At 64.4% G+C, this 23930-nt stretch carries 18 protein-coding genes; 12 read left to right on the top strand and 6 right to left on the bottom strand.

Annotation, left to right across the window (positions count from 1 at the left end):
• Window positions 1-609: 609 nt before the first annotated feature.
• The 7 genes from ABWO90_RS03515 to ABWO90_RS03545 all read left to right on the top strand — a co-directional run bounded on the left by ABWO90_RS03515 (window position 610) and on the right by ABWO90_RS03545 (window position 10145).
• A complete protein-coding gene (locus ABWO90_RS03515) occupies window positions 610-4014 on the top strand; it encodes an autotransporter outer membrane beta-barrel domain-containing protein (RefSeq protein ID WP_353189812.1) in 3405 nt (1134 codons plus the stop codon).
• 221 nt (window positions 4015-4235) lie between these two features.
• Complete coding sequence (gene cyoA / locus ABWO90_RS03520; RefSeq protein ID WP_502922532.1) at window positions 4236-5318, top strand: ubiquinol oxidase subunit II; 1083 nt, start codon at window positions 4236-4238, stop codon at window positions 5316-5318.
• Between the two features lie 3 nt (window positions 5319-5321).
• Entirely contained in the window at window positions 5322-7328 is a 2007-nt protein-coding gene (cyoB, locus tag ABWO90_RS03525) for a cytochrome o ubiquinol oxidase subunit I (RefSeq protein WP_353189813.1), read from the top strand.
• Window positions 7328-7963, top strand: coding sequence for a cytochrome o ubiquinol oxidase subunit III (gene cyoC / locus ABWO90_RS03530; RefSeq protein WP_353189814.1), 636 nt, complete (start codon window positions 7328-7330; stop codon window positions 7961-7963). The genes cyoB and cyoC overlap by 1 nt, the downstream gene beginning before the upstream one ends.
• Window positions 7960-8331 carry a cytochrome o ubiquinol oxidase subunit IV gene (gene cyoD / locus ABWO90_RS03535; RefSeq protein WP_353189815.1) on the top strand — a complete coding sequence of 124 codons (372 nt, stop codon included), beginning with the start codon at window positions 7960-7962 and terminating at the stop codon, window positions 8329-8331. Before cyoC ends, cyoD begins: the two co-directional genes overlap by 4 nt.
• Before the next feature lie 2 nt (window positions 8332-8333).
• Complete coding sequence (locus ABWO90_RS03540; protein WP_353189816.1) at window positions 8334-9272, top strand: LysR family transcriptional regulator; 939 nt, start codon at window positions 8334-8336, stop codon at window positions 9270-9272.
• A 189-nt stretch (window positions 9273-9461) separates the two neighbouring features.
• Window positions 9462-10145, top strand: coding sequence for a hypothetical protein (locus ABWO90_RS03545; protein WP_353189817.1), 684 nt, complete (start codon window positions 9462-9464; stop codon window positions 10143-10145).
• A gap of 39 nt (window positions 10146-10184) precedes the next feature.
• Here ABWO90_RS03545 and ABWO90_RS03550 read toward each other — a convergent pair whose 3' ends face one another.
• Together ABWO90_RS03550 and pdxR are read right to left on the bottom strand one after the other, a co-directional pair.
• Window positions 10185-10982, bottom strand: a complete 798-nt coding sequence (locus tag ABWO90_RS03550; RefSeq protein WP_353189818.1) for an IclR family transcriptional regulator — start codon at window positions 10980-10982, stop codon at window positions 10185-10187.
• Window positions 10983-11043: 61 nt separating this feature from the next.
• Complete coding sequence (gene pdxR / locus ABWO90_RS03555) at window positions 11044-12510, bottom strand: MocR-like pyridoxine biosynthesis transcription factor PdxR (protein WP_353189819.1); 1467 nt, start codon at window positions 12508-12510, stop codon at window positions 11044-11046.
• Window positions 12511-12812: 302 nt separating this feature from the next.
• On the opposite strand from pdxR, the gene ABWO90_RS03560 reads away from it, so the two are divergent.
• The 5 genes from ABWO90_RS03560 (at window position 12813) to ABWO90_RS03580 (ending at window position 18086) form a co-directional block, all read left to right on the top strand.
• Window positions 12813-13880: an ABC transporter substrate-binding protein gene (locus tag ABWO90_RS03560; RefSeq protein WP_353189820.1), complete on the top strand. Its 1068-nt coding sequence runs from the start codon at window positions 12813-12815 to the stop codon at window positions 13878-13880.
• 15 nt (window positions 13881-13895) lie between these two features.
• Window positions 13896-14723 (top strand): ABC transporter permease, encoded by an 828-nt coding sequence (locus ABWO90_RS03565; protein ID WP_353189821.1) that lies wholly within the window; start codon window positions 13896-13898, stop codon window positions 14721-14723.
• Window positions 14720-15535, top strand: a complete 816-nt coding sequence (locus ABWO90_RS03570; protein ID WP_353189822.1) for an ABC transporter permease — start codon at window positions 14720-14722, stop codon at window positions 15533-15535. The genes ABWO90_RS03565 and ABWO90_RS03570 overlap by 4 nt, the downstream gene beginning before the upstream one ends.
• A gap of 40 nt (window positions 15536-15575) precedes the next feature.
• Window positions 15576-16712, top strand: coding sequence for an ABC transporter ATP-binding protein (locus ABWO90_RS03575; RefSeq protein ID WP_353189823.1), 1137 nt, complete (start codon window positions 15576-15578; stop codon window positions 16710-16712).
• A 261-nt stretch (window positions 16713-16973) separates the two neighbouring features.
• The gene (locus tag ABWO90_RS03580) at window positions 16974-18086 is read left to right on the top strand and encodes a porin (protein WP_353189824.1); all 1113 of its coding nucleotides are present in this window, start codon (window positions 16974-16976) and stop codon (window positions 18084-18086) included.
• Between the two features lie 169 nt (window positions 18087-18255).
• Here ABWO90_RS03580 and ABWO90_RS03585 read toward each other — a convergent pair whose 3' ends face one another.
• The 4 genes from ABWO90_RS03585 to ABWO90_RS03600 form a co-directional block, all read right to left on the bottom strand.
• A complete protein-coding gene (locus tag ABWO90_RS03585; protein ID WP_353189825.1) occupies window positions 18256-19806 on the bottom strand; it encodes an acetolactate synthase large subunit in 1551 nt (516 codons plus the stop codon).
• Window positions 19807-20043: 237 nt separating this feature from the next.
• Complete coding sequence (locus ABWO90_RS03590) at window positions 20044-21012, bottom strand: membrane dipeptidase (protein WP_353189826.1); 969 nt, start codon at window positions 21010-21012, stop codon at window positions 20044-20046.
• A 103-nt stretch (window positions 21013-21115) separates the two neighbouring features.
• Window positions 21116-21916 (bottom strand): hypothetical protein, encoded by an 801-nt coding sequence (locus ABWO90_RS03595; RefSeq protein WP_353189827.1) that lies wholly within the window; start codon window positions 21914-21916, stop codon window positions 21116-21118.
• Complete coding sequence (locus tag ABWO90_RS03600; protein WP_353189828.1) at window positions 21913-23640, bottom strand: hypothetical protein; 1728 nt, start codon at window positions 23638-23640, stop codon at window positions 21913-21915. The genes ABWO90_RS03595 and ABWO90_RS03600 overlap by 4 nt, the downstream gene beginning before the upstream one ends.
• Window positions 23641-23930 lie beyond the last annotated feature (290 nt).

Consider the following 23930-nt stretch of genomic DNA (forward strand, 5'->3'; position numbering starts at 1 on the left):
CGCCGGTCCCGGAAGGCAAAAAGGACCGCGCTGCGGTCCCTTTTTGCGATGGGGAGAGGCCGGCTCAGAAGCCGAATACGTGGCCGACGTGAACGGCGCACTGCATGCCGGTCTCCACGCAGGCGTCGTTGCAGAGCAGGCTGTCGATGAATTCGATGAAGTGCGTCATGGTCGTTCTCCGTATTCGGATTTCGGATCAGGTCAGGGCTCGGATCAGCCGAAGATCGGGGCGATGGTGCCGATCAGGCCGAGGAGGGAGGCAAAGCCGTAGGTCACGAGTGCGGGCATGGTGTTTCTCCTTGTCTTCATTCAGTGGGTCGGGTTTGGCGGCTGTCGCTTCGTTGCTGCTTCTTTGCTGCTTCGTTGCGCTGGCCGTTGAATGAAGTATCGTCATCGACCCCTCGCAGCGAAACTGTGATTTATACAACCGAGGGGCATTTCGGACGAATCTGGCATGCCAGGAACGAAAAAGTCCTTGTGACACAAGGGTTTGCGGGTGTTCATCCCCAAACCCCGTATAAATCGCAGTGACGCGTCGGGGTCCGCTCCGTACCATTCGCTTCGTATTACAAAGCCTTACAGAAGCGATAAATGGATACGGAGTACTGAATGAGGACGATTCGGATGACCTGCGTCGCATTTGCGGCGCTTTGCACGATAGCGTCGGCCGCCCACGCCACGCCCACGCCCGTTGATATTGCGGACCAGTACGGCACGCCGTTCATCAAGGCGTTGCTGTTCTCGCCGACAGACGGTGCCTTTGCCACTGGCGGTCCGAACAACGATACGCCCCAGATCTCCAGCGGCGTCCTGTCACCGATGCAGGCGGACCAGATCCGGGCTGCGTTGAACTATTGGGCGGAGATCATCAAGGTGGCGCCGGGGAGCTCGCCGGCGATCATCAACGTCGGGATGACCACCGAGGAAGGGGCACACGCGTACAGCCCCTATGTGTATAGCGCCGACAGCGAGTCCGCCACCGGTAACCAGAACCCGACGCTCGTTCAAGCGGCATTGCAGAACAGCAACCTGGTTCGCGCCGATTATCACGGCGCCCACGGCGAAATCACGTTGGGTGAATTGGGCTTCTCGACGGCGCCCTACGCGGCGTCGCAAATCCCGCTCAATTCGAGTGCCGACCTGACTGCGGTGATGGCGCACGAAGTTGCGCACGCGCTGGGCGTCGGGACCAACATGTACATCGGGCAATACACCGCGAGCGGCTTGCCTTACGCCCGGTTCGCGACGGTCCTGGACGCCTGGTCGGCGCATGTGTACGACGACAATGGCAATCCGGCCCAGCCGGGGCAGGTCATCATCTCGCCAGCGAACAAGGCGATGTATGATCCCACCGTATTCGACATTCGCAACGACAACGGCTACTTCACCGGTGAGCATGTGCAGGAAGTGCTCGCGGGCGCCTTGAACGGGCATATACCGCTCAAGGCGATGTTCGAGGAGACCACCTACGATTCCCCGGTGCTTTCGCACATCGAGCTCAAGAACAGCCTGATGAGCCACCAGACGTACCGTAACTACACGGGATTCATGGAGGCGGAGCTGGCGATGTTGCAGGACATCGGCTACGACATCGACCGCCGCAACTTCTTCGGCCGCTCGATCTACGGGGACAATCTCAGCCTGATCAACGACAACCCGTTCTTCGGCCGAAACGCCGACGGCACGGCGTATGTGCCGAATTCCTACAATACGGCAACGCAAGGTCTCGGTCTGCACGTCTACGGCAGCTACAACACGATCTCGCAACGCGCCGACCTGCTGACCATCGGCGCAGGCGGGGCGGGGATTCGCGTGGACGGCGAAGGCAACAACCTGACGGTGCTGCCGGGCACGCGCATTTACGCCGACGGCACCAACGGCCGCGGCGTGATGTTCACCTACGGCAAGAACCACAGCTTCGTGCAACGCGGCGATGTTCAGGCGCTCGGCACGAACGGTATCGCCGCGAGCTTCGACTTCGGTCACAACGCGTTGGGTGATTTCGGCACGAAAGGGACTAACGGCGACTATCGCGGTTCGTACATCTTCGTGAAGTACGACAACACCGACCCGAACAACCCTGTCCCACTGGCCTTGCTCGACGAACTCAATGGCCCGCTCGTCTCGCGCGCCGACATCACCGGCCGACTCGCAGGCAGCTACGCGTCGCTGTACATGTCGGAGAACGGCTACGTCGGGCAGATCAACATCATGCGCGGGGCGGCGTTGTACGGCGACGTCATCTCGAAGTACGCCCAGCTTGACGATAACGGCGCGCTCCGCCTCACGCAACTCACCTTCGGGCTGGCCCCCGATGCGAACGGTGTTGCCACGGCCCAGGCAGACCCCACGTTCAACCTGCGGTTCGACGGCAACATCACCGGCAGCAATCTGTCGCTCGACCTGGTGGGCGGTACGACCCAGATCAATGGCGATCACACGGTGTACGACGTGTCGGTGCAAAACGGCGCGACGCTATCCGGCAACAGCCGCTACGCGCTCAATTCGGCCGGGATGTTCGTCAACGCCGGCACGGTCGCGCCGTCGCTGGCAGGCGGATTCATCAGCATCGCCGGGGATTACACGCAGACGAGCACCGGCCGTCTTCTGTCGTCGCTGTCGGGTGACGGCACGTTCAGCAAGCTGATGGTGGCCGGCACTGCGACGCTGGACGGCACGCTCGCCATTGCGCCGCAACGCAGCTGGTATGCGAGCGGCTTTACGGTCACCTCGAACCAGTTCCTGAATGCGTCGAGCATCAACGGCGCGTTCGCCAGCGTGACGGCACTGCTCGCGTCGCCGACGCTGCTGGCGACCACGTCCGCGCTCGGCAACAACACGTACCAGGTGCAGATCGCGCGTGCTGCGAACGCTTACTCGCAATACGGCACCGACGGCAACAGCCGTCAGGTCGGCGCGGCGCTCGACAAGATCGCGGGCAGTGTGGGGACGGACCTGCAACCGCTGGTTACCGCGCTCGACTTCTCGGCGGCCAACGGCAGCGACATCGCCAAGGCGCTGCCGCAGCTCACGCCGGCGGCTTATGGCGCGATGTTCACGGGCGCGCTGCTGCGTGAGCGACAGATCACCGATATGGTGGCGGCTGCGGTGGGGGCCGACGGTACGAAGGGCGCGAGCGAAGGCGCGCTCTCGGGCAACTGGCGCGGGTTTGCGATGCCGTTCGGCAGTGGTTACTGGCGGGGTCGCAACGGCGACATGGCAGGCGCCAGCGGCAACACTTACGGTGTCGTGTTCGGCGCCGAGCGCGTGGTGGGCGAAGGGCGCGACTGGACGTTTGGCGCGCACGGCGCCATCAGCGGGCAGTCGACGCGCCTGGACGGGCAAACGCCCGGCTCCGGCAAGACGACGGCGCTCGACATCGGTGTACACGCGCGCTTCGCGCCGGACCCGAGCGCCGGTCTGCACGCGTTTGCGCTGGCCCGTGTCGGTGTCGAAGACGGTCGCGTCGATCGCGCCATCGCCGTGAATGGCTACACCGCCTCGCCGCGAGGCACGTGGACGGGAGCGACGGCGTCGGCCTCTGTCGGCGGCGGCTGGCGCTGGCAGTTGAACAGCACGACGAGTGCCGGCCCGGTGGCAGCGCTCGACTACACCGCGCTTTATCGTCCGAGCCTCACCGAAGACAGCACCAACGGCGCTCGCCTGCATCTGGACGGCAAGACGTTCAACTCGCTGCGTACGCGTCTGGGCGGTGAGGTGCGCTTCGACCTGCCGATGATCGCGGGCAATGCGCTCACCGCCAATCTGCAGGCCACGTGGAACCACGAACTGTTGAACGGCGCGATCACGCAGACCGCCAACTTCGCCGGTTATCCGGGCACCACGTTCACCTCGCGCACGGAAGTCGTCGGGCGCGACAGCCTCGGCCTGCAGGCCGGCGTGTCGTATCGCATGGCCAAGCGCATCGTGTTCGGCGCTGCAGTGTCCAGCAACTTCTACAAGGCTGGAAATGCAGACATCGCGGGATCGGTGTCGGCCACCTGGCGGTTCTGATGTCGGCAGGCAGACTGCCATCGCAATACCGGTAGCGCGCTGCGCACGTGCTGCCGAGAAACGCCCGGAAGCGAGTCTTCCGGGCGTTTTTATTTTCATTGGTGCCGGGGTCTTATGATCGCTCATCGGTTCCCAAGTGCGTCATTATGTTGCGATGTATGGAATATGTAGATGCGTAGCATTCGAAACGCAAATACTGTATCCATACATTGAGGCTATAAATGTCCATGCATAATGTCTGGCCCCCCAAGGGAGGGCGGGCGGACAAGTCACCCGGCGCGCGTTGGCGCACGCTATGCGCGCAGGCGGCTGCGCTGATCGCGATGGTGCCCATGAGCGGTTGCACGCTCGAGCTGCTCGACCCCAAGGGCAGCGTCGGCGAGCAGGAGAAGCATCTGATCCTCATCGCGCTCGGCGTCATGCTGCTGGTCGTCGTGCCGGTGATCGTGCTCACGCTGGTGTTCTTCTGGCGCTATCGCGAAACCAACACCGCCGCGAAGTATTCGCCGAAGTGGGCGCACTCGACCAGGATCGAAGTGGTCGTTTGGACCATTCCCGTCGTCATCGTGGTCTCGCTGGCCGTGATGATCTGGGAGACGACGCACAAGCTCGATCCTTATCGTCCGATCGAACCGACCGGGGCGAATGCCGCGGCGCCGGTGCGCGTCGAAGTCGTCGCGCTCAACTGGAAGTGGCTGTTCATCTACCCGGACTACCACGTCGCCACCGTCAACAAGCTGGTGCTGCCGGTCGACACGCCCGTGGAGTTCAAGCTCACGGCCGAGTCGCTGATGAACGCGTTCTTCATTCCGCAACTCGGCAGCATGGTCTACGCGATGTCGGGCATGCAGACCAAGCTGCATCTGATCGCCAACCAGACGGGCACCTATGCGGGCATGTCGTCGGCCTATAGCGGCGCCGGCTTCTCCGACATGCACTTCAAGGCGCACGTTGGCTCGCGCGAGGACTTCGACAAGTGGGTGCGCGAAGCGCAGTCCGCCCCCGACACGCTCGACGCCGCGACCTACGTGAAGCTCGAACAACCGGGCACCGGCGCACCGGTGGGTGTGTACGCCAACGTCATGCCCGGCCTGTTCGATGCGGTCGTCGGCAAGTACATGGGCCCGATGGACGGCGCATCGCAAGGCATGCGTGTCTCGGGGAACGCCATCGACGACATCATCGCCGCCGCCAATTGCCGCGTCGACGGCCAACTGGATCGCCGCGCGCTTCTCGCGCAGCGTCCCGAGCGCGAGGCCGGTGCGGTGACGCAACCCGCTGCCCAGCGCGCGCTCACGGAGTAAGTCATGTTCGGAAAACTCGATCTCGACGCCATCCCGCTGCACGAGCCCATCATCATGGGCACGCTCGCCATGGTGATGCTGGGCGGTGCAGCGCTGCTGGGCGCCATCACCTATTACCGGAAGTGGGGCTATCTCTGGAAAGAGTGGATCACCTCCGTCGACCACAAGCGCATCGGCGTGATGTACATCGTGCTCGCGCTCGTCATGCTGCTGCGCGGTTTCGCCGACGCGATCATGATGCGCACGCAGCAGGCCATTGCTGCCGGCGGCGACGCGGGCTATCTGCCGCCACATCACTACGACCAGATCTTCACGGCGCACGGCGTCATCATGATCTTCTTCGTGGCCACGCCGCTCGTGCTCGGCCTGATGAACGTGATCGTGCCGTTGCAGATCGGTGCACGCGACGTGGCGTTCCCGTTCGTGAACTCGCTCTCGTTCTGGCTCTCGGCCGTGGGCGCCGTGCTCGTGATGATGTCCATGTTCGTGGGCGACTTCGCGGCCACTGGCTGGGTGGCGTATCCGCCGCTCTCGGAGTTGGGATACAGCCCGACCGTGGGGGTGGACTACTACATCTGGTCGCTTCAGATATCGGGGTTGGGCACCACGCTGACCGGCATCAACTTCATCGTGACGATCCTGCGCATGCGTGCGCCGGGCATGAATCTCATGAAGATGCCGGTGTTCACGTGGACCGCGCTCATCACGAACATCCTGATCGTTGCCGTGTTCCCGGTGCTCACCGCCACGCTCGCGCTGCTTACGGCCGACCGTTACCTCGGCATGCACTTCTTCACGAACGAGCTGGGCGGTAACGCCATGATGTACGTGAACCTGATCTGGGTCTGGGGTCACCCCGAGGTGTACATCCTGATTCTGCCGGCCTTCGGCGCGTTCTCGGAAATCATCGCCACGTTCTCGCGCAAGCCGCTGTTCGGCTACAAGTCGATGGTCTACGCAACGTCGTCGATCGGCATTCTGTCGTTCTTCGTGTGGCTGCACCACTTCTTCACGATGGGCTCGGGCGCGAACGTGAACGCCTTCTTCGGGATCATGACGACCATCATCTCGATCCCGACCGGCGTGAAGCTCTTCAACTGGCTGTTCACGATGTATCAGGGCCGTATCCGCTACCACTCGGCCACGCTCTGGACCATCGGCTTCATGGTGACGTTCGCCATCGGCGGCATGACGGGCGTGCTGCTCGCCGTGCCGGGGGCGGACTTCGTGCTGCACAACTCGCTGTTCCTGGTCGCGCACTTCCACAACGTGATCATCGGCGGCGTGGTGTTCGGGTGCCTGGCAGGCATCACGTTCTGGTTCCCGAAGGTGTTCGGCTTCACGCTCAACGAGCGCTGGGGCAAGATCTCGTTCGCCTGCTGGCTCGTTGGCTTCTACCTCGCCTTCATGCCGCTGTACGTGCTCGGCTTCAAGGGCATGACGCGCCGCATGAACCACTACGTGCAGCCCGACTGGCAGCCGTATCTCGTGGTGGCAATGGTGGGCGCGGTCCTCATCGGCCTGGGTATTCTGGCCTTCGGCGTGCAGCTTGTCGTGAGCATTCGCGACCGCAACGCCAATCGTGACCTGACCGGCGACCCGTGGGACGCGCGCAGTCTCGAATGGGCCACCTCGTCGCCCGCACCGTTCTACAACTTCGCCCACGTGCCGCACATCGACTCGCTCGAACAGCATTGGGACGACAAGGAGCGCGGCCTGGCGTGGCGTGAGCCGGCGCAGTACGAAGACATCCACATGCCGCGCAACACCGGCACGGGCTTCCTCGTCTCGGTGGCGAGCGGCGTGATGTGCTTCGCGCTCGTGTGGCACATCTGGTGGTTGGCGGGCGCGGGGCTGGCGGCGTCCATCGCCATCTTCCTGTGGCGCTCGTACGACCGCGACGTCGACTACTACGTGCCGGCGGCTGAAGTGGAGCGTATCGAAAACGCCCGCTTTGCCGACCTGCGTGCTGCGCAACCCGCGCGCTCTTCCCTGCAAAAGGCTGCCTGATGTCCTCGGCAACGCTTCATTCCCCTCACGGTCACGGCGCGAAGGCGCCGACCCACGATCACGCGCACGGCCATCACGATACCGGCGCGACCACGACGCTCGGCTTCTGGATCTACCTGATGAGCGACTGTCTCATCTTCTGCGTGCTGTTCGCCACGTTCGGCGTGCTCGTGCAGAACACGGCGGGTGGCCCGACCGGGCGCGAGTTGTTCGAGCTCCCGTTCGTGCTCGGCGAGACGATGTTGCTGCTGCTCTCGAGCTTCACGTTCGGGCTGGCGTCGCTGTCGATGCGCCCCGGTAACGAACACGTGGTGCAGCGCTGGCTGTGGATCACGTTCGCCCTCGGCGCGGCCTTCGTCGCGATGGAAGTCTATGAGTTCTCGGCCCTGCTGCATGAAGGCGCGGGTCCGGGCCGCAGCGCATTCCTGTCGGCGTTCTTCACGCTCGTGGGCACGCACGGCCTGCACGTGACGTGCGGCTTGCTGTGGCTTGTGGTCATGATCCATCAGATCGGGCGCTTTGGCTTCGATCCCGTGGTGCGCCGCCGTCTGCAATGCCTGAGCCTGTTCTGGCACTTCCTGGATCTGGTCTGGATCTGTGTCTTCACCTTCGTCTATCTGCGGGAGTTCGTATGACGAGCGCTCAAGTCCACGACCACGGCGCGTATGCCTCGCAAAGCCATCTGCGCGATTACGTCATCGGGTTCTTCCTGTCGTTGGTGCTCACGTTTGCGTCGTTCGGCGCCGTCATGCTCAAACTGGTACCGGACGGCATGGGGCTCGCAGCCATCGTCGTGCTGTGTGTGGCGCAACTCGTCGTGCAACTGGTGTACTTCCTGCACATCGGAGCGAAGCGCAGCCAGCGGCAGAACTCCGCCATCTTCCTGTGTACGGCAGGACTGATCGTGATCATCGTCGCCGGATCGCTGTGGGTGATGCATAACGCCAACACCAACATGATGCCCACGCATATGTCCATCGATCGGGCCAAACTGCGCGACTGATCATGGATCGCCTCAAATGCATGGAGGTGTTCGTGCAGGTCGTGCGTGCCGGCAGCCTGTCTGCGGGCGCGGCGGCCTGCGCCATGACGGCAGCGACCGCCGCGCGCCATGTGCAGGCGCTCGAAGCCCGGCTCGGTCAGCCGTTGCTGCGACGTCAGGGGCGGCGTCAAGTGCCGTCGGCGCTGGGAGAGCGGTACTACGTCGAATGTGCCGAGGTACTTGCACGCGTGGAAAACGCCGACGCGCTCGGTGACGGCGGGGTGAGCGCGGCGTCAGTTGCCACGGCGATGTCGCGTCCCATCGGCCAGCTTCGCGTGAGTGCGCCCACGACCGTGGGTTCGCACCTGCTGATGCCGATATTCGCGGAGTATTTGCAGGCGCATCCGGACGTGGCGCTCGATCTCGCCCTCAAGGATCGCGCGGTCGATCTGGAGGAAGAGGGGATTCATGCGGCCTTTCAGGCCGGGGGCAATCCGGAGCCGGGGCTCGTGGCGCATACCTTGCGCGGGGTGACGCGCGTGGCCTGCGCGTCGCCCGGCTATCTCGCACGACGCGGGGTGCCGCGGCAGCCGTCCGATCTCGCCGGACACGATTGCCTGGGCTTCCGCTATGACGACGTGCTGCGCCGCTGGCATTTCGCGGACGCAGGTGAGACCGGCGTGCCGGCGCGCGACGTCAGGCTCATCGCGCACAATCCGCTTGCGCAGTTGCAGGCGGCGGTGTGCGGCATGGGCATCGCGCTTCTGCCGGAGTACCTGCTGGCGCCGGAAGTCGAGGCCGGGCGGCTGGTTCGCGTGCTCGAGGCCGACGCGCAGCTGGGCGAGCCGATGCATCTCGTGCATCTGGCCGGACGCTACGTGTCTTCGAAGCTTGAGGACTTCGTGCGCTACATGGTGGCGAAGCTCGGGCCGGATGCGTGCCCGGTCGCCCGCTCGGCGTAGGGTGACGAAAGGCGTCGTGGGACGGACGCCACGACGGTACTTCGGTGTACTGGCGGGTGTTGACGGCGCGCGGCAGCAGCGTCACACATTTGCCGATCACATCGGCTAAGATGCATCCATCGACGTCGTGGCCGATGCGATATCTCCGAGAGCGGGGCCGTTCGAGCCCGCCAATCCAACATTCCGTCAATGAACTTACGTGGCAAAGCCTTGCGGCGCCCGCTCGTGCGGGCGTTTGCGCGTCCGTTGGTACGCCTGCCTGCGCGTGCGTTTGCGAGCGTGCTGAGCATCGCACTTTGGACGGCAACGGCGCCCGCGCTGGCGCAGCCGCCACAGTACCGCAACGATGCCGAGTTGATGGGCGCGGCGATTGCGTCGCCCGAAGGCGTGGGCGAGGTGCTGGCGCGGCTCGTGCAGAAATGCGGGCTGTATGGCGCGTCGACGCGCGCACACGGCAACTCGGCCCTGCGCGCGTGGCAGGCGCGTCACCGCGACTATCTGGCCGAAGGCCGCCGCGTGCGTACGGAATTACAGGCGGCTTACACCGACCCTGACGCACGCGCGCACTTCGACGAACTTCTCGGCACGCAGTTGCCGATGCTCGTCGAGCGACAGTTCGTGGTGTATTCGCGCAGCATCGACGATCAGCCGACCGAGGCGGAGAAAGCCGATCTGTGCGACGGCTATTTCACGGCCGTCGACGACCTCCAGTTCGATCTCAAAGTGAACGACCCGGCGCTCGCGGCGTTCTTCGACCGGCGCATTGCGGCGCGCGGTGCCTCCGAGGGCGGGGCGGGAGCGGCCAGTGCCGCAGGTGCGGCGGACGATGCGGCCGGGCCACCGGTATCGGCGAGCGCGCCGGCGGCTCAGTGAGTGGCACGCGCCTCGCCATGTCGTGCCGGCGAGGGGGGCCTAGCGATGGATGCCGATGTGCTGCCCGCGATGCATCGCGCTCAGCGCCGTGGCCGCATCACGCAGCGGCCCGAGCAGCGCTTGCGCATCGAAGCGCGACACCGGACCGACGAGCGAGAGCGCTGCATAACATTGTTGCTGGGCGTCGTCGACGGGCACGGCCACGGCCATGACGTCCGGCATGTCGCGTTGGCTCGATGTCGCATAGCCGGTCGCTCGTGCTGCGGCGATCACGTGCGGGTCGGCCAGCGTGCCGCCTGCGTGCAGCAGCGCGTCGAGCGTGGCTTGCGGCAGGAAGGCTGCGAGAATTCGCCCGGACGCACTGCCGTCCAGCGTAAGCACGGCACCGACGCGCAGCTCCGCCTTGAGCACCCCATGTGGCTCGGCGCGCCGCGCAATGCGAATGCGTCCATCATCGACCACCGCCAGCGAGGCCGTCTCACCGGTGCGATCGGCCAATTCCCGCAATACCGCCTCCGCGCGATCGCCGAGGCTGGCATGGGCCAGTGCGGCGTCGCCCACACGGGCCGCGTGCAGGCTTAGCCGGTACAGCCCGTCGTGTGTGAGTTCGACCCAGCCCGCACGCACGAGCGTGAGCAAGCGCTGGTAGACCGTCGCACGACTGCCGCCGACGATGCGTGCGAGATCCACGAGGCGCATCGGGCTGACGGACTCGCCCAATGCGTCGAGGACTTCAAGTGTTTTCAGGGCGGACGACAGCGGCCGCACGCCGCCTTCGTCATCGGATTTGGCGTCGGGTACGTCGTTGGCAGCGGCAGCGTCTGGCTTCTTGTTCACGCAGTATCCATCGGAGTCGAAAGGGTTCGGGGCGGCGTTCGCTTGGTCGCTTGGTCGCGGCTCACGCCAGTAGCGACGCGAGCTTCGCCAGGGACGGTTCGATATCGTCGTCGGGCACGCAACCGTAACCGAGCACGAGCCCGTGCAACGGGGGTTGCTCCAGATAATAGCGGGACAGCGGCAACGCGATCAGACCGAGTTCCTGGGCCCGCGCCGACAACGACACGTCGTCGACCTCGGGTGCGAGGCGCACCGTCAGATGCAGCCCGGCATTGCTGTCGGCGGAGATCAGCCGGGCGTCGCCCATGTGCCGCCGGATCGCGTCCTGGAGCAGCGCACGACGCCGGCCATAGATCAGCCGCATGCGCCGAATGTGCGCGGAATAATACCCTTCGCCAATGAAGTCGGCCAGCACGGCCTGCTCCATCCAGCGTCCCTCGCGGTAGAGCTCCGCGATACCCAATTGCAGCGGCTCGACCATCGCCTTCGGCACCACGAGATAGCCGATGCGCAGTCCGGGAAACAGCGTCTTGCTGAAGGTGCCCGCGTAAAGCACGCGTGCGCCCGGCTCCAATCCTTGCAACGAAGCGATCGGGCGCCCCGCGTACCGGAATTCGCTGTCGTAGTCGTCTTCGACGATCCACGCATCGTGCTTTCGCGCGTATTGCAGCAACTGCCGCCGGCGGGCGAGCGACATCACGTGCCCCAACGGATATTGATGCGACGGCGTGACGAAGATCAGTCGCGGCGGCTTGCGCCAGTCGGCAGGCGAGGGGTTCAGCCCTTCCGCATCGACAGGAATCGAAATGGTCTCCACGCCGTAGGCCTGCAGCACCTTGTGGATGCCCCAGTAGCCGGGGTCTTCCACCCAGGCGCGATGGCGAACGTCGGTGAGCATCTGTACGCACAGGTGGATCGCCTGATGGATCCCCTCGGTGATGATGATCTGCTCGGGTTCGCACGCGACGGAGCGCGCCGAGCGCAAATGTTGGGCGAGGGCCTTCTTGAGCGCTGGATGACCGCCGCCGTAACCGTAGGTCAGGTTCTCCGGGGTACGGCGACGCCAGTGGCGTTCGACGAGACGCGTCCATTGCTTGAGCGGGAAGGCGTCGAGATCCGGCACGCCGGGCATGAAGGCGCCCGCCTGACGTCGTGAAGCACGGGCATTGAGAATGAGGCCGCGCCCGCGTTGCGACAGCGTGACTTCCGCATCGGGCGGCACGTCGGGGGCGCGACCGGGGCGGGTTGCCATGGACTCCTCGGGAATCGCATCGGTCACGAACGTGCCGTCGCCCGTGCGCGAACGCACATAACCTTCGGCGCGCAGTTGCTCGTAGGCGTAGAGCACGGTGTTGCGGGAGATGGCGAGTTCGCGCGCAAGGTCGCGCGAGGCGGGCAGCCGCGTGCCGCCCGGCAGCCGCCCGTCGAGGATCGACGCTCTCACGATGTTGTACAGCTGCCGATTGCGTGGGACATCCGCGCTGGGTTCGAGATGCTGAAGGATCAGATCGGACAGCAAAATCTGCATGAAGGCGGCACCTTGGGGCGCTATTGGCCCCACAATGAGAGTTTTTGCACCGATATGGTGCAATTAAGTGGCGTCACGGCAATGCCATCGGCGGATAATACTGCACGATAGTGCCAAAACATCGGAAAAATAAGGCGCAAGCAGGGATTACCCGAATTTGTTGCTCGGGAATTGGTTCCATCAAACATTCATTGATCGGCACTATTTGATGTGACCAATTTAAATTCTAATACGTGCAAAGCGCCAGATTGGTACCACCCCGATCGCTCCCCCGGGAGCGTTGAGTCGATTGCGAGGAACACGTGAAGAACGAAACATCGAATCCGTCGGCAGGCCGCCGTTCCGTCATCAAGCTTCTGGGGGCGGCTGCGGGAGCCGCGGTCTCCGCACCTTTTGTCCAAACGGCACGCGCTGCCGACCCGCTGTTCGTCAATACGTGGGGCGGCGACTGGGAGAAGGCTGCCGCGGCGCATCTGTTCGAGCCGTTCACCAAGGAGACGGGCATTCCGATTCGCACCGTGTCGCCGGTGTCGTATGCCAAGCTTGCGGCACAGGCGCGCACCGGGGTGTACGAATTCGACGTCACGACACTCGGGGGCGGTGAACTGATCCGCGCGGTCGAAGCGGGCCTGGTCGAGAAGATCGACACGAGCATCATCGACATGAAGCAATTGCCGCCGGGCCAGGCTTACATGAGCGGGATCGCCACGCACGCCTTCGCCACGGTCATCGCGTCGCGCAAAGACAAGTTCCCTCACGGCGGGCCGCAGAACTGGGCCGAATTCTGGGACACGCAACGCTTTCCCGGTCCGCGCAGCCTTCAGCGCTACGCCGCGCGAGTCGTGCCGCTGGCGCTGCTGGCCGATGGCGTGCCGACCAACAAGGTCTATCCGATGGATCTGGATCGTGCGTTCAAGTCGTTCGACCGCATCAAGAAGGACGTGCGTGTCTGGTGGACGCAGGGCCAGCAGTCGCAACAGCTGTTGCGCGACGGCGAGGTCAACGCCGTGGCGATCTGGCATGGCCGCGCGCTCTCGCTGATTCGTCAGAATGCGCCGGTGGATCTGGTATGGAACCAGGGCGAGATCGATCGCGCTTACTGGGTGGTGTCCAAGGGCACGCCGCGGGCCAAACAGGCGTGGCAGTTCATTGCCTCGGCGCTCAAGGCGGAACGACTGGCGAAGTTCTGCATGCAGGCCGATTACAGCCCGGTCGATCAACGCGTGTTCCAGTACATTCCCGACGCGCAGGCCAAGGGCATGCCGACGTATCCGGCGAACTATCGCCTGACGTTCGAGCAGGATCTGGCCAAGATGGGGCCGCAACTCAATGAGCTGTCGCGTCGCTTCGATCAGTTCGTGGTTCGGTAATCGGGTCGGCGCGTCATGCACAAGCTTCGCCCATATCTCTTACTCGCGCCGTTGGCCGTTTTTCTGACGGCGTTCTTTCTGGTGCCACTCGCGCAGGTGCTCTGGTTGAGCTTCACGGAGCCGACACCGGGGTTTGCCAACTACGTCCATTTCTTTGCCGACCCGTTCTACCTCCGCGTGCTCGGCATGACGTTCCTCACGTCGCTGCTCGTCACGGTGTGTTGTCTCGTGCTGGGATATCCGCTCGCCTACTGCCTCGCGCAGGCGAGCGCCCGGTTCGGCGCCGGCATTCTGCTGGTCGTCGGCATGAGCTACTGGACGAGCTTCCTCGTGCGCAGCTACGCGTGGATGATCATCCTCGGCAATAGCGGGCCGATCATCGGCCTGCTGCGTGCGATGGGCGTGGAAACCCCGCCCGAACTGCTCTTCACGCGCTTCTCGTCGACGCTGGGGATGGTGCACGCACTGCTCCCGCTCATGACCATTACGCTGTACTCGGTGATGAAGAAGATCGACCCCGCGCTGGTGAAAGCCGCCGCCAATCTCGGGGCGAATCGGTTCGCGGCGTTTCGGGCCGTGTTCCTGCCGCTGTCGTTGCCCGGTGTCGTCAACGGTTGCACGATGGTGTTCATCGTGTCGCTGGGCTTCTATGTGATGCCGGTGCTGCTGGGCAGCCCGAGCGAACAAATGATGGCGGGACTCATCGGTCAGCAGATGGAGGAATTCGGCAACTTCGGCGATGCGTCGGCGATGGCCGTGGTGCTCGCATGCACGACGCTCAGCCTCTACGCCATCTACAACCGGTTCTTCGGTCTCGACAAACTCTGGAGCAAAGGCAAATGAAAGCGCTCAAGTGCTTTGCCGTCATCATGGCGATTCTGATCGGTGCACCGTTGCTGGTGGTGATCCCGATGTCGTTCTCGGCGTCGGAATCGTTCCAGTTCCCGCCGCCGGCCTGGTCGGCGCATTACTACACCGCCTTTTTCGCCGATCCGACCTGGACCGGGCCGGCGCTCAACAGCCTGCTGATCGGGCTGGGCACGGCGGCGCTCACGCTGGCGCTGGTCATTCCGGCATCGTTCGCACTGGTGCGCTACGAATTCCGCGGACGCGCATTCGGCAGCCTGCTCATTCTGCTGCCGCTGACGGTGCCGAACATCGTGGTCGCGCTGGGGTACTTCTACTACTTCGGCTCGCTGCGTCTGACACAAACCTATCTCGGCGTGATTCTGGCGCATACGTGTCTGTCGACGCCGATTGCCTACCTGATTCTGTCGGCGAGCCTGCGCGGCTACGACCGCACGCTCGAGCGGGCCGCGGCCAACTGCGGCGCCACGCCGTTGCAGGCGTTCTGGCTGGTGACGTTCCCCGTGTTGCGCCCGGGCTTCCTGGCCGCCGGCATGTTCGCGTTCATCCACTCGTTCGACGAGGCGATCGTGTCGCTGTTCATCTCGGGACGCGATGTGTCGACACTCCCGCGCAAGATGTTCGACAGCTTGCGCACCCAGGCCGACCCCGTGATTTCGGTGGTCTCGACACTCCTGCTGGCGCTGGTAGTGATCGGCTCGCTTACGCCGATCGTGGTGCGACGCGTGAAGGCGCGTCGTCAGGCAGCGCTGCAGCGCTCGGCCATGCAGGCGGTCGCCGTTGTTTGACGACGCTGTCCCGCTCTATGTCACAGAGGTATCCATGTTTATGAAGTCGATGCATTCCGCCGGTGTCATGGCCAGTGCCAGTGCGGCGTCCCCCACGCTGACCGATGCCTACCTGCATGTCAGCCAGTTGTGCAAGTCGTACGACGGTGTTCACCGCGTGGTGGACGACGTCGACCTCGAGATCCGCCGGGGCGAGTTCGTGACGTTCCTCGGGCCGAGTGGTTCGGGCAAGACGACCACGCTGTCGATGATTGCCGGATTCGAGACACCGACGGCGGGCGATATTCGCGTGAACGGCCGCTCGCTGGTGCAGATTCCCGTGCATCAACGCAATATCGGGCTGGTCTTCCAGAGCTACGCCTTGTTTCCGCATATGACGGCAGCGCAGAACGTGGCGTTTCCGCTGCGCATGCGCAAGGTCAATGCGACGGATCAGGCCAGGCGTGCCCAGCGCGCATTGGAGATCGTTGGCCTCGGGCAACACGGCGCTCGCATGCCGTCGCAGCTCTCCGGCGGCCAGCAGCAACGCGTGGCGTTGGCGCGTGCGCTGGTGTTCGAGCCGGACGTGCTGCTGCTCGACGAGCCGCTTTCCGCGCTCGACAAGAACTTGCGCGTGCAGATGCAGATCGAGATCAAGCGTCTGCATACGGAGCTGGGCATGACAACGGTCTTCGTCACGCACGATCAGGGCGAAGCGATGACCATGTCCGATCGCATCGCGGTGTTCAACGCGGGCCGCGTGGAGCAGTTCGCGGCGCCGCTCGATCTCTACGGCGCGCCGTGCACGCGCTTCGTGGGCGAGTTCATCGGCGAGAGCAATTTCATCGAGGTCAGCGTCGTGGATGCGGCCAAGGGCGAATACGCCTCGTCGGCGTTCGGTCGCGTGAGGGCGTCAGCATGCACCCACGCGACGGGCTCGACGGTGTCGTTGCTGTTGCGGCCAGAGTGGATTCGGCTCGGTGCCGGCGGCGGAACGGCCTGTTCGGCCGGTGTGAAGGATGCGCAGCTGGAAGTGAAGAATGTCATTCACTACGGCGACAGCGCGTTGGTGATCGGCGAGAGCGCGGGCCTGCCGCTGCGCGTGAAGGTGCCGAACATCGACATGCAGGGGGTGACGGTCGGCAGCCGTCATCCGATTCACTGGGATCCGATCCATACGCACGTCTTGAGCGACTGATCGAACGGATTCCGGCCGGACGCGGACTTGCGGCCTCGTCCGGCCTTTGTTCCCGAGCCATGAAGCATTGGAGATAACGCCCCCGTCACGAGGGGCGATGGGAGCGCTTTTGCCTATGCAAAAGCGTTGGGCGGCGCTCGTTCTGCACACGATGGGCAGGCGGGACGCAAAACACAAGATCAGCCCTCCCGGTTGCCGTGCCCTGAGAGCAAGCCTCGCGCGAGCGAGTTACCAGAGCACACATCAGCAAGGAGCAGGACCATGAAAACGACGGGAGCCCCTAACGGCCTGACGGCCCGCGCGGCATCGATTTGTCTCGCGGCCGGGATGTCGGCGTTTGCCGGCGCAGCCCAGGCACAGACGAACATCCAGCTGTACGGCGTGATCGACACCTATGTGACGGGTATTTTCAGTAGCGGCCGATCGGCCTATGGCGTCGACAGCGGCGGCCTGCAGGTCTCGCGCTGGGGGTTGCGCGGCTCGGAAGGGCTGGGCGGACAGCTGAAGGCCAATTTCCAGCTGGAAAACGGTTTCAACATGAACAATGGCACGGGGTCGGTCGCGGGCGGCATGTTCAACCGTCAGGCGTGGGTCGGATTGAGCCACGAGAACTACGGCGAGTTTCGCATCGGGCAACAGAACAGCGTCTTCTTTATGTTCCTGGGCAACATCGCGGCGTTCTACGGCGGTACGTATGGCGCCGGGCTGGGCACGGAGTCGGGCTACAACTTCCGCAATTCGAACGACATCATGATTGCCACGCCGCGTGTGGCGGGTTGGCGCGCGGAGTTGCACCACGCGCTGGGCAACGACCCGCAGAACAAGGCGAACGGCACGTCGTCGCAAGTGGCCATCGAGTATCGCGGGAACGGCGCGTATTTCCTCGCGGGATATGTGGAAGCGCGTCCGCTGGTCAGTGCGCCCAACGCCTACAAGGGCGTGGTGGATCGTCAGTTCGCAATCGGCGGCAGCTACGACATCAAGCCGTTCCGGCTGTACCTCGGCTATTTCAAGAACAAGCAATCGGACGATACGATCAACAAGGATCTGTATTCGGTGAGCGCGGCGTGGTTCATTACGCCTGCCGATCAGTTGAGTCTCGGCTATACGTACATCGACGTGAAGGCGGATGCGGCGAACAGCGATACGGCGGTGTTTCCCGGCAGGGGGCACGCGAATCACTTCGGGATGATGTACTTGCATTCGCTGTCCAAGCGCACGACGCTCTACGCGTCGGCGGCGTACATCACGAACTCGAAGGGGCTTCGGTATGCGGTGGGTGCGGCGCAGGCCCCGAGCGGCACGCTGCTCAACCGTCCGGATGCCGGCGACAACACGACCGGCGTGCAATTCGGCGTGCGGCATACGTTCTGACAGCGTCGGGGCGAATGTCCCAGCGATGACATGCGCCTCCGGGCGCATTTTTTTTGCGAGTTCCAACGCCCCAAAAAAAGAGCCGCTTGCGGCGGCTCGGAAGGGTTGCAGTGCTCGTTTGACGGCGCGCTCCAGGCGCCGCCGTCGTTATCCGGTCATTGTCAGATTCTCAGATGCGGGCCTCGATCAGAAACGGGCCGGGCTGGCGCATCGCCGTGGCAAACACATCGTCAAACGCTTCGATGGTCGCCACGCATGCGGCTTCCACGCCCATGCCAGCCGCGAGCCGCACCCAGTCGAGTGCCGGATCCACCACGTCGAGCATGCGACGTGCGTTGTGTCCGGCCTCGCCCGCGCCGACCTGTTTCAACTCGTTGTGCAAGATCGCGTAGCCGCGATTCGCGAAGATGATCGTCACCACGTCCAGACGCTCGCGCGCCTGTGTCCACAGCGCCTGAAGCGTGAACATGCCGCTGCCGTCGGCTTGCAGGCACACGACCTTGCGGCCGGGGCAGGCGACTGCCGCTCCCGTACTCATCGGCAGTCCGGAACCGATGGCTCCGCCGGTCAATGCCAGGAAGTCATGCGGTGCGGCACCGGTCGTGTGTTTGAAGAACGCGTGTCCCGATGTGATCGCCTCGTCGCAGACAATGGCGCCCTCGGGCAGGCGGCGTCCCACCACCGCCGCGATACTCGCCGGGGTCAGCGCACCGGTCGGGCGCTCCGGCGTCGTCGGGGCTGCGAGTGTGAGCGGTGCGTCGGCTTTCACGTTGAGCCGGTCGGCCAGTGCTTGCAGCGAGGCCAGCGCGTTGTGACCGCGCTGTGTGAATCGAATGACTTCGCAGCCCGCAGGCAGCATGTCGCTGGGCTTGCCCGGATAGGCGAAGAAGCCCACAGGGGCTTTGGCGCCGATCAGCACGAGTTGCTCGACGTCTTTCAGGTCGGCGACGCAGGCGTCGATGTTGTACAGCACGCGCTCGATCGGCACGCGTCCCGCACCGCGTTCGATGCGCGCGTTCGATTGCTGCGCGAGCAGTCGCGCCCCGGTTGCCTGTGCGATACGCCCGGCGACGGCCAGCGCATCGGCGCGCAGTCCTTTGCCGGAAATCAGCAGCAGTGTCCGGCGGCCGTTGCGCAACCGCGTTGCCACGTCATGGAGGACCGGATCGGCGGGAATGCCATCGTCCGTGATTGCCGACGCCACGGGGGCTGCGCGTGTCGTCTCGCCCCATGCCGCATCGGCGGGCAGAATCAGCGTCGCCACGCCGCCACCGTTCGCGCGTGACGCGGCGATGGCCTGGGATGCGCGTTCACCGACTTCGTCGCTGTGACCGATACGCCCGACCCATGCCGACATCGGCTGCGCGAGCGATTCGATATCGCTCGTCAGCGGTGCGTCGAAGGGCAGGTGATACGTGGCATGCTCGCCGACGATATTGACGACCGGCGTACCCGCGCGCCTGGCGTTGTGCAGATTCGCCAGGCCGTTTGCCAAACCCGGCCCGAGATGCAGCAACGTCGCCGCAGGTTTGTCCGCCATGCGGGCATAGCCGTCGGCAGCACCGGTCACAACGCCTTCGAACAGGCCGAGCACGCATCGCATGGCCGGTTTGCGGTCGAGCGCAGCGACGAAGTGCATCTCGGAGGTACCCGGATTGGCGAAACATACGTCGACATCGCCCGCCAGCAGCGTGTCGCACAAGACATCGGCACCGTTCATTTCGCGCCACTCCTCACTTTGCTCATTGCCTCACTCCTTGCCTCACTCCTTGCCTCACGCATTGCCGCATTATCCCGGCATCGTCGGGGCACCTCGCCGCAGCGGCGCAGGTGCCCCGGTCTGCGGGGCGCCGGGCGATGTCCCCACGACACCACGCACCCGAGGCTTCCCGCAGAACGTTGCCCGTAGGCGTGCGCTCTCGCGAGCGCGCGCCACCTTCAACTTCCGTCACCGTGCTCAGCCGCCAAAGACCTCGCGATAGACGCGCAGCCAGTTGCCGTGCGTGATCTTGTCGACTTCGGCCTCGGAGAAGCCGACTTCGCGCAGACCACCGTGCACGTCGCCCAATTGATGGACTTCCTGGAACCATTCCGGGCGGGCCGCCTTGCCCGGACGTGCCGCCGATCCTGCGCCGTAATCGACACTGCGTGTCCAGTGACCCATGCGCATCCAGTCGAGATCGGTCTGTGTCGTGTTGTGGCTGCGGTCGGTGCCGATGGCCACGTGATCGATGCCCGCGATGTCCACGGTGCGCGCCACCAGTTCGCACCAGTTGCGCACGGTCAGGCAGAAGTAGTCGCCCGCGATGTTGCGATAGGCCGCGCAGCCGATCACACCGCCGTTGTCCCGCAGGGCGTGCAGCACGTCGTCGGTCTTGTTGCGCTTGTGCGGGAAGACCGAATCCGGATTCGCGTGCGTGATCGCGACCGGCTTCTCCGAGTACTGGATGGCTTCGAGCGAGGTCTTGTTGCCGACGTGAGAGACGTCGATCAATACGCCCGCTCGGTTCATTTCGCGAATGACTTCCTTGCCGAAGCGTGCGAGACCGGAGTCGTGTGCTTCATAACAGCTGCCGCCGAGGCTGTTCTGGTTGTTGTAGGTGAGTTGCATCACGCGCACACCCATGTCGGCAAACAGTTCGACGTAGCCGATGCGGCCTTCCAGATGGTCGGTGTTCTGGAAGCCCATGAGCACCGCGACTTTGCCGTCGGCGATCAACGCCTCGATCCCGGCTGCCGTCGTGGCAATGCCGAAGACGTCGGCGTTGGCCATCGCCATATTGCGCCATTTGACGATGGCGTCCATCGACGCGACCGTGCCTTCCCAGAATCCGAGCGTGTTCGTCACGCAGCCGATGTTGCCCTTCTTGAGGCTCTCGAACACTTCACGGTCGAAGTGACCGCATTGCAGACCGTCGATAATCATTGCCTTTGCTCCTGAGGAACGCGCCCTCGGCCCATTGCTCCGGGCGCGCTGTTTGATGCGAATGTCGTTTCGTCGCGCTTGCTTGCCAGGCGTGACGTCGGTGTCAGGCCGGCGTGTCGCCGGTGGCGGCTTCCCGGGGCTCGATACGCGTGAGCAAGGAGAAGTCGGTGTCGTCGTCCGTGGGCCGGCCGATGACCGTGCCCGTCTCATCGACGATGTTCGCGCCCGCGTGGCGTCGCGAGACGACGTTGTCCGGCGCCAGCGCGCCCAGCGCGAGGTGATACATCGACCACCAGAGCGCCGCGTCGACCGGCAGACCGTGATGAATGATGCTGCGCAGGGCGTCGTCCGCAGCGTCCTTCGGCGGCAGACGGCGTGCGAGCAGGGTGAGCGTCACGCGCCTGCCACCGGTGGTGTCGGCGTCCGTAGCAACGTGCACGCTCACGTTCGCGCCATGACGTTGGGCGAGCCAGGTGATCACTTGCAGCTCATGCGGCTCGGTGACGCCGGTCGCGTCCAGCTGCGTTGCTTCGCGTTCGGCATGCTCGGCAAGCAGCAGGTCGAGCAGCATTTGCGCGACGACCCAGGCGTGCTGCTGGCAGCACTCGACCTGCAGCGGGGCCGTCAGGTGCGCCGGGCCGATTTGCAACGCGTCGGGCTTTGCTTGCCGCAGGGTTTCGTAGCTGTCCATGAAGTGCCGGAAGCCGCCCATCCGGGGCAACGATGCCGTCGTGCCGACAGGCGTTGCGGTACGACGCGCTTCGGAGATCAGGACACACTCGCGCACGGCGTTGTTGAAGCCGTAGGGCATACCCGTCTCCAGCAGTGCGCGGTCGAGGGTCAGACGGGCTTCGCGCAGGCTGATTTGCAGCGTGCCCGTCAGGGTGGTGCAGGTCGAACTCATTGCTTGGGCTCCAGAGGGCAGAACCAGTCGTGATCGGCGCCCGCACGAATGGTGTCCGGCGTGGGCGCGCCGAGGAACAGCACACCGCGCAAATTGCGGCCGAGATAGTCGCGCGGGCGATCCACGCCGTGAATCGCGACGTTGAGCAGGCGCACGATGTGAATCGGAATGAAGTCCTCGCCCATGATGTTCATCTGCGGCGAGTGGTACGGCAGGCCGCGTAGCGACTGGATACGTGCCACGATGGCGCGCAGGTGCGGATGACGCAGCAGCACGTGCGCCATGCGGGTTTGCGGCGGTACGCCTGCCAGCACGTGTTCGAGCTGTTGCACGTAGCGCGGCAGGTCGAGGCCCAACTGATGCGCGTCGCCGACTTCCTCGCGCGGGCCGCGTCGCGGCTCCTCGGCCGTCGCCGACTTGTACCAGACGTAACGGCGCGACGCCTCCGTCGTCAGATCCATCGCCAACGCCCATGCGTACTCGGCGTGCAGGATGTCGCGCAGGAAGCCTGCCGTCATCTCCGGCTGCACCGGCATTTCTTCTTCCGCGTCGAGGGCATCGGCGACCAGGCGATCCGCGAGCTCCGGTACGAGTTCGATGTACATGGCGAGGAGCGTTTCATGCGCTTCGACATGAATGTCGTTTTCCAGGGCGTCGGCCAGCACGTTCAGCGCATATGTGGCGCGACGGCCGCGCACGAGACCGGTGCGGTACAAGGTGTCGACGTCTTCACGCGCCTTGGCCAGTTCGCTCGCGACCAGTGCGCTCGGCGCAAAGTGCTCGTACTCCATCCGGTCTTCGCGACGGAAGGCGATGGCGCGGTCGAGCAGGTTGCGCAAATGCAGCACGACGGGACTGCCCGCGTCGACCTTGAGCGACTTCGCGGCCACGATCGCCTGTTCGCGTGCCGTGAGCCAGCGATTGATCAGGTGCGGGTGGTTGTGCAGGAAGAAGATGAGGCCCAGCGCCGACCCGTTGCCAATGCCCAGGAACTGCTGGTATTCGGGGGAGAGTTCGACGGCCTTCGACGAGCGCGCCTGCGCGAGGCGATTCACCAGATCGACGGCGAAGACTCGCATCATGTAGGCCGATGCCATCTGCGCAGCCAGCGTCTTGCGCAACGGGTGGCGGCGCTCAAGCGCTTTGTACGAGCGCGTGCCGAACGTGCCGTTGCCATCGATACCGGTGTTGCGCATCAGGTAGCAGACCTGCGCCACCGTCTCGATGTCGGGCTGACGGCCCGCGGCCAGGGCCTCGACGGCATGGGCGAAAACGCGTGAGCTGCGGTTCGCGCGTGCCCATGTGAGGGTGTTCGGCGTGGCGCGGCCTTCATACAACTTGGGCAGTTCGGCTCGGGTTTGCGCGATCTGGGCGTCGGTCGCGGGGCCGTCGAGCAGTCCGCCCATCATGTCCCACGCGCGTCCGATGATGCGGCCGGTGCGTCCCGCCTCCTGATATTCGAACGAACTCAATACGAAGTCGAGCGGCACACCGTTCGCGTCGATGCGGTAGTGCGCCGTGCCGCGCGACTGGGCGTCGATATCGAAGGCCAGTCGCTGGATATCCCAACGCTCGTCGACGGCCTGACGCATGAAGCTGCGTGTCATCGACAAACGGCTGGGTTGCAATGCGGCCAGGCGCTCCGGACGCATCAGGACATCGGGATGTCGCGCACGCGGGGGCGCATCGCGATGATCGGCAATTTCGGTAGGCACGGCGGCCATGACGGACATCTCCAGAATCGGCCCGAAGCGGGGCCGGTAAGGTCTGCATCCATCCGGAGTGTTCGTCGAATGGATGTATTCTATATGAATACGTATGATTCATATGAAATCATCGTAGCGGAAAAGATCCGTGGAGGGAAAGCGTTTTTTGCGACAAGGCAACGACGACGGGCCGGAAAGCCGCATGGGGCGGGGCGTTGCGCCCATTGCGGCGCGTGTGTGCGTGGCGTGCGAAAGCGGGGATCGGAAAAAAATAAAGCCCGGCGATGGCCGGGCTGTGGGACTTCATG

The sequence above is a fragment of the Pandoraea pnomenusa genome (genome assembly GCF_040391475.1).
Lineage (GTDB): Bacteria > Pseudomonadota > Gammaproteobacteria > Burkholderiales > Burkholderiaceae > Pandoraea > Pandoraea pnomenusa_C.

Coding starts and splice junctions, on each gene's coding strand:
- ABWO90_RS03600 (WP_353189828.1), bottom strand. CDS start 23,640: ATGGCCGCCGTGCCTACCGAAATTGCCGATCATCGCGATGCGCCCCCG.
- ABWO90_RS03595 (WP_353189827.1), bottom strand. CDS start 21,916: ATGAGTTCGACCTGCACCACCCTGACGGGCACGCTGCAAATCAGCCTG.
- ABWO90_RS03565 (WP_353189821.1), top strand. CDS start 13,896: ATGCACAAGCTTCGCCCATATCTCTTACTCGCGCCGTTGGCCGTTTTT.
- cyoC (WP_353189814.1), top strand. CDS start 7,328: ATGTCCTCGGCAACGCTTCATTCCCCTCACGGTCACGGCGCGAAGGCG.
- pdxR (WP_353189819.1), bottom strand. CDS start 12,510: ATGCAGATTTTGCTGTCCGATCTGATCCTTCAGCATCTCGAACCCAGC.
- ABWO90_RS03575 (WP_353189823.1), top strand. CDS start 15,576: ATGAAGTCGATGCATTCCGCCGGTGTCATGGCCAGTGCCAGTGCGGCG.
- ABWO90_RS03570 (WP_353189822.1), top strand. CDS start 14,720: ATGAAAGCGCTCAAGTGCTTTGCCGTCATCATGGCGATTCTGATCGGT.
- ABWO90_RS03585 (WP_353189825.1), bottom strand. CDS start 19,806: ATGAACGGTGCCGATGTCTTGTGCGACACGCTGCTGGCGGGCGATGTC.
- cyoD (WP_353189815.1), top strand. CDS start 7,960: ATGACGAGCGCTCAAGTCCACGACCACGGCGCGTATGCCTCGCAAAGC.
- ABWO90_RS03515 (WP_353189812.1), top strand. CDS start 610: ATGAGGACGATTCGGATGACCTGCGTCGCATTTGCGGCGCTTTGCACG.
- ABWO90_RS03590 (WP_353189826.1), bottom strand. CDS start 21,012: ATGATTATCGACGGTCTGCAATGCGGTCACTTCGACCGTGAAGTGTTC.
- ABWO90_RS03545 (WP_353189817.1), top strand. CDS start 9,462: ATGAACTTACGTGGCAAAGCCTTGCGGCGCCCGCTCGTGCGGGCGTTT.
- cyoA (WP_502922532.1), top strand. CDS start 4,236: ATGTCCATGCATAATGTCTGGCCCCCCAAGGGAGGGCGGGCGGACAAG.
- ABWO90_RS03540 (WP_353189816.1), top strand. CDS start 8,334: ATGGATCGCCTCAAATGCATGGAGGTGTTCGTGCAGGTCGTGCGTGCC.
- cyoB (WP_353189813.1), top strand. CDS start 5,322: ATGTTCGGAAAACTCGATCTCGACGCCATCCCGCTGCACGAGCCCATC.
- ABWO90_RS03580 (WP_353189824.1), top strand. CDS start 16,974: ATGAAAACGACGGGAGCCCCTAACGGCCTGACGGCCCGCGCGGCATCG.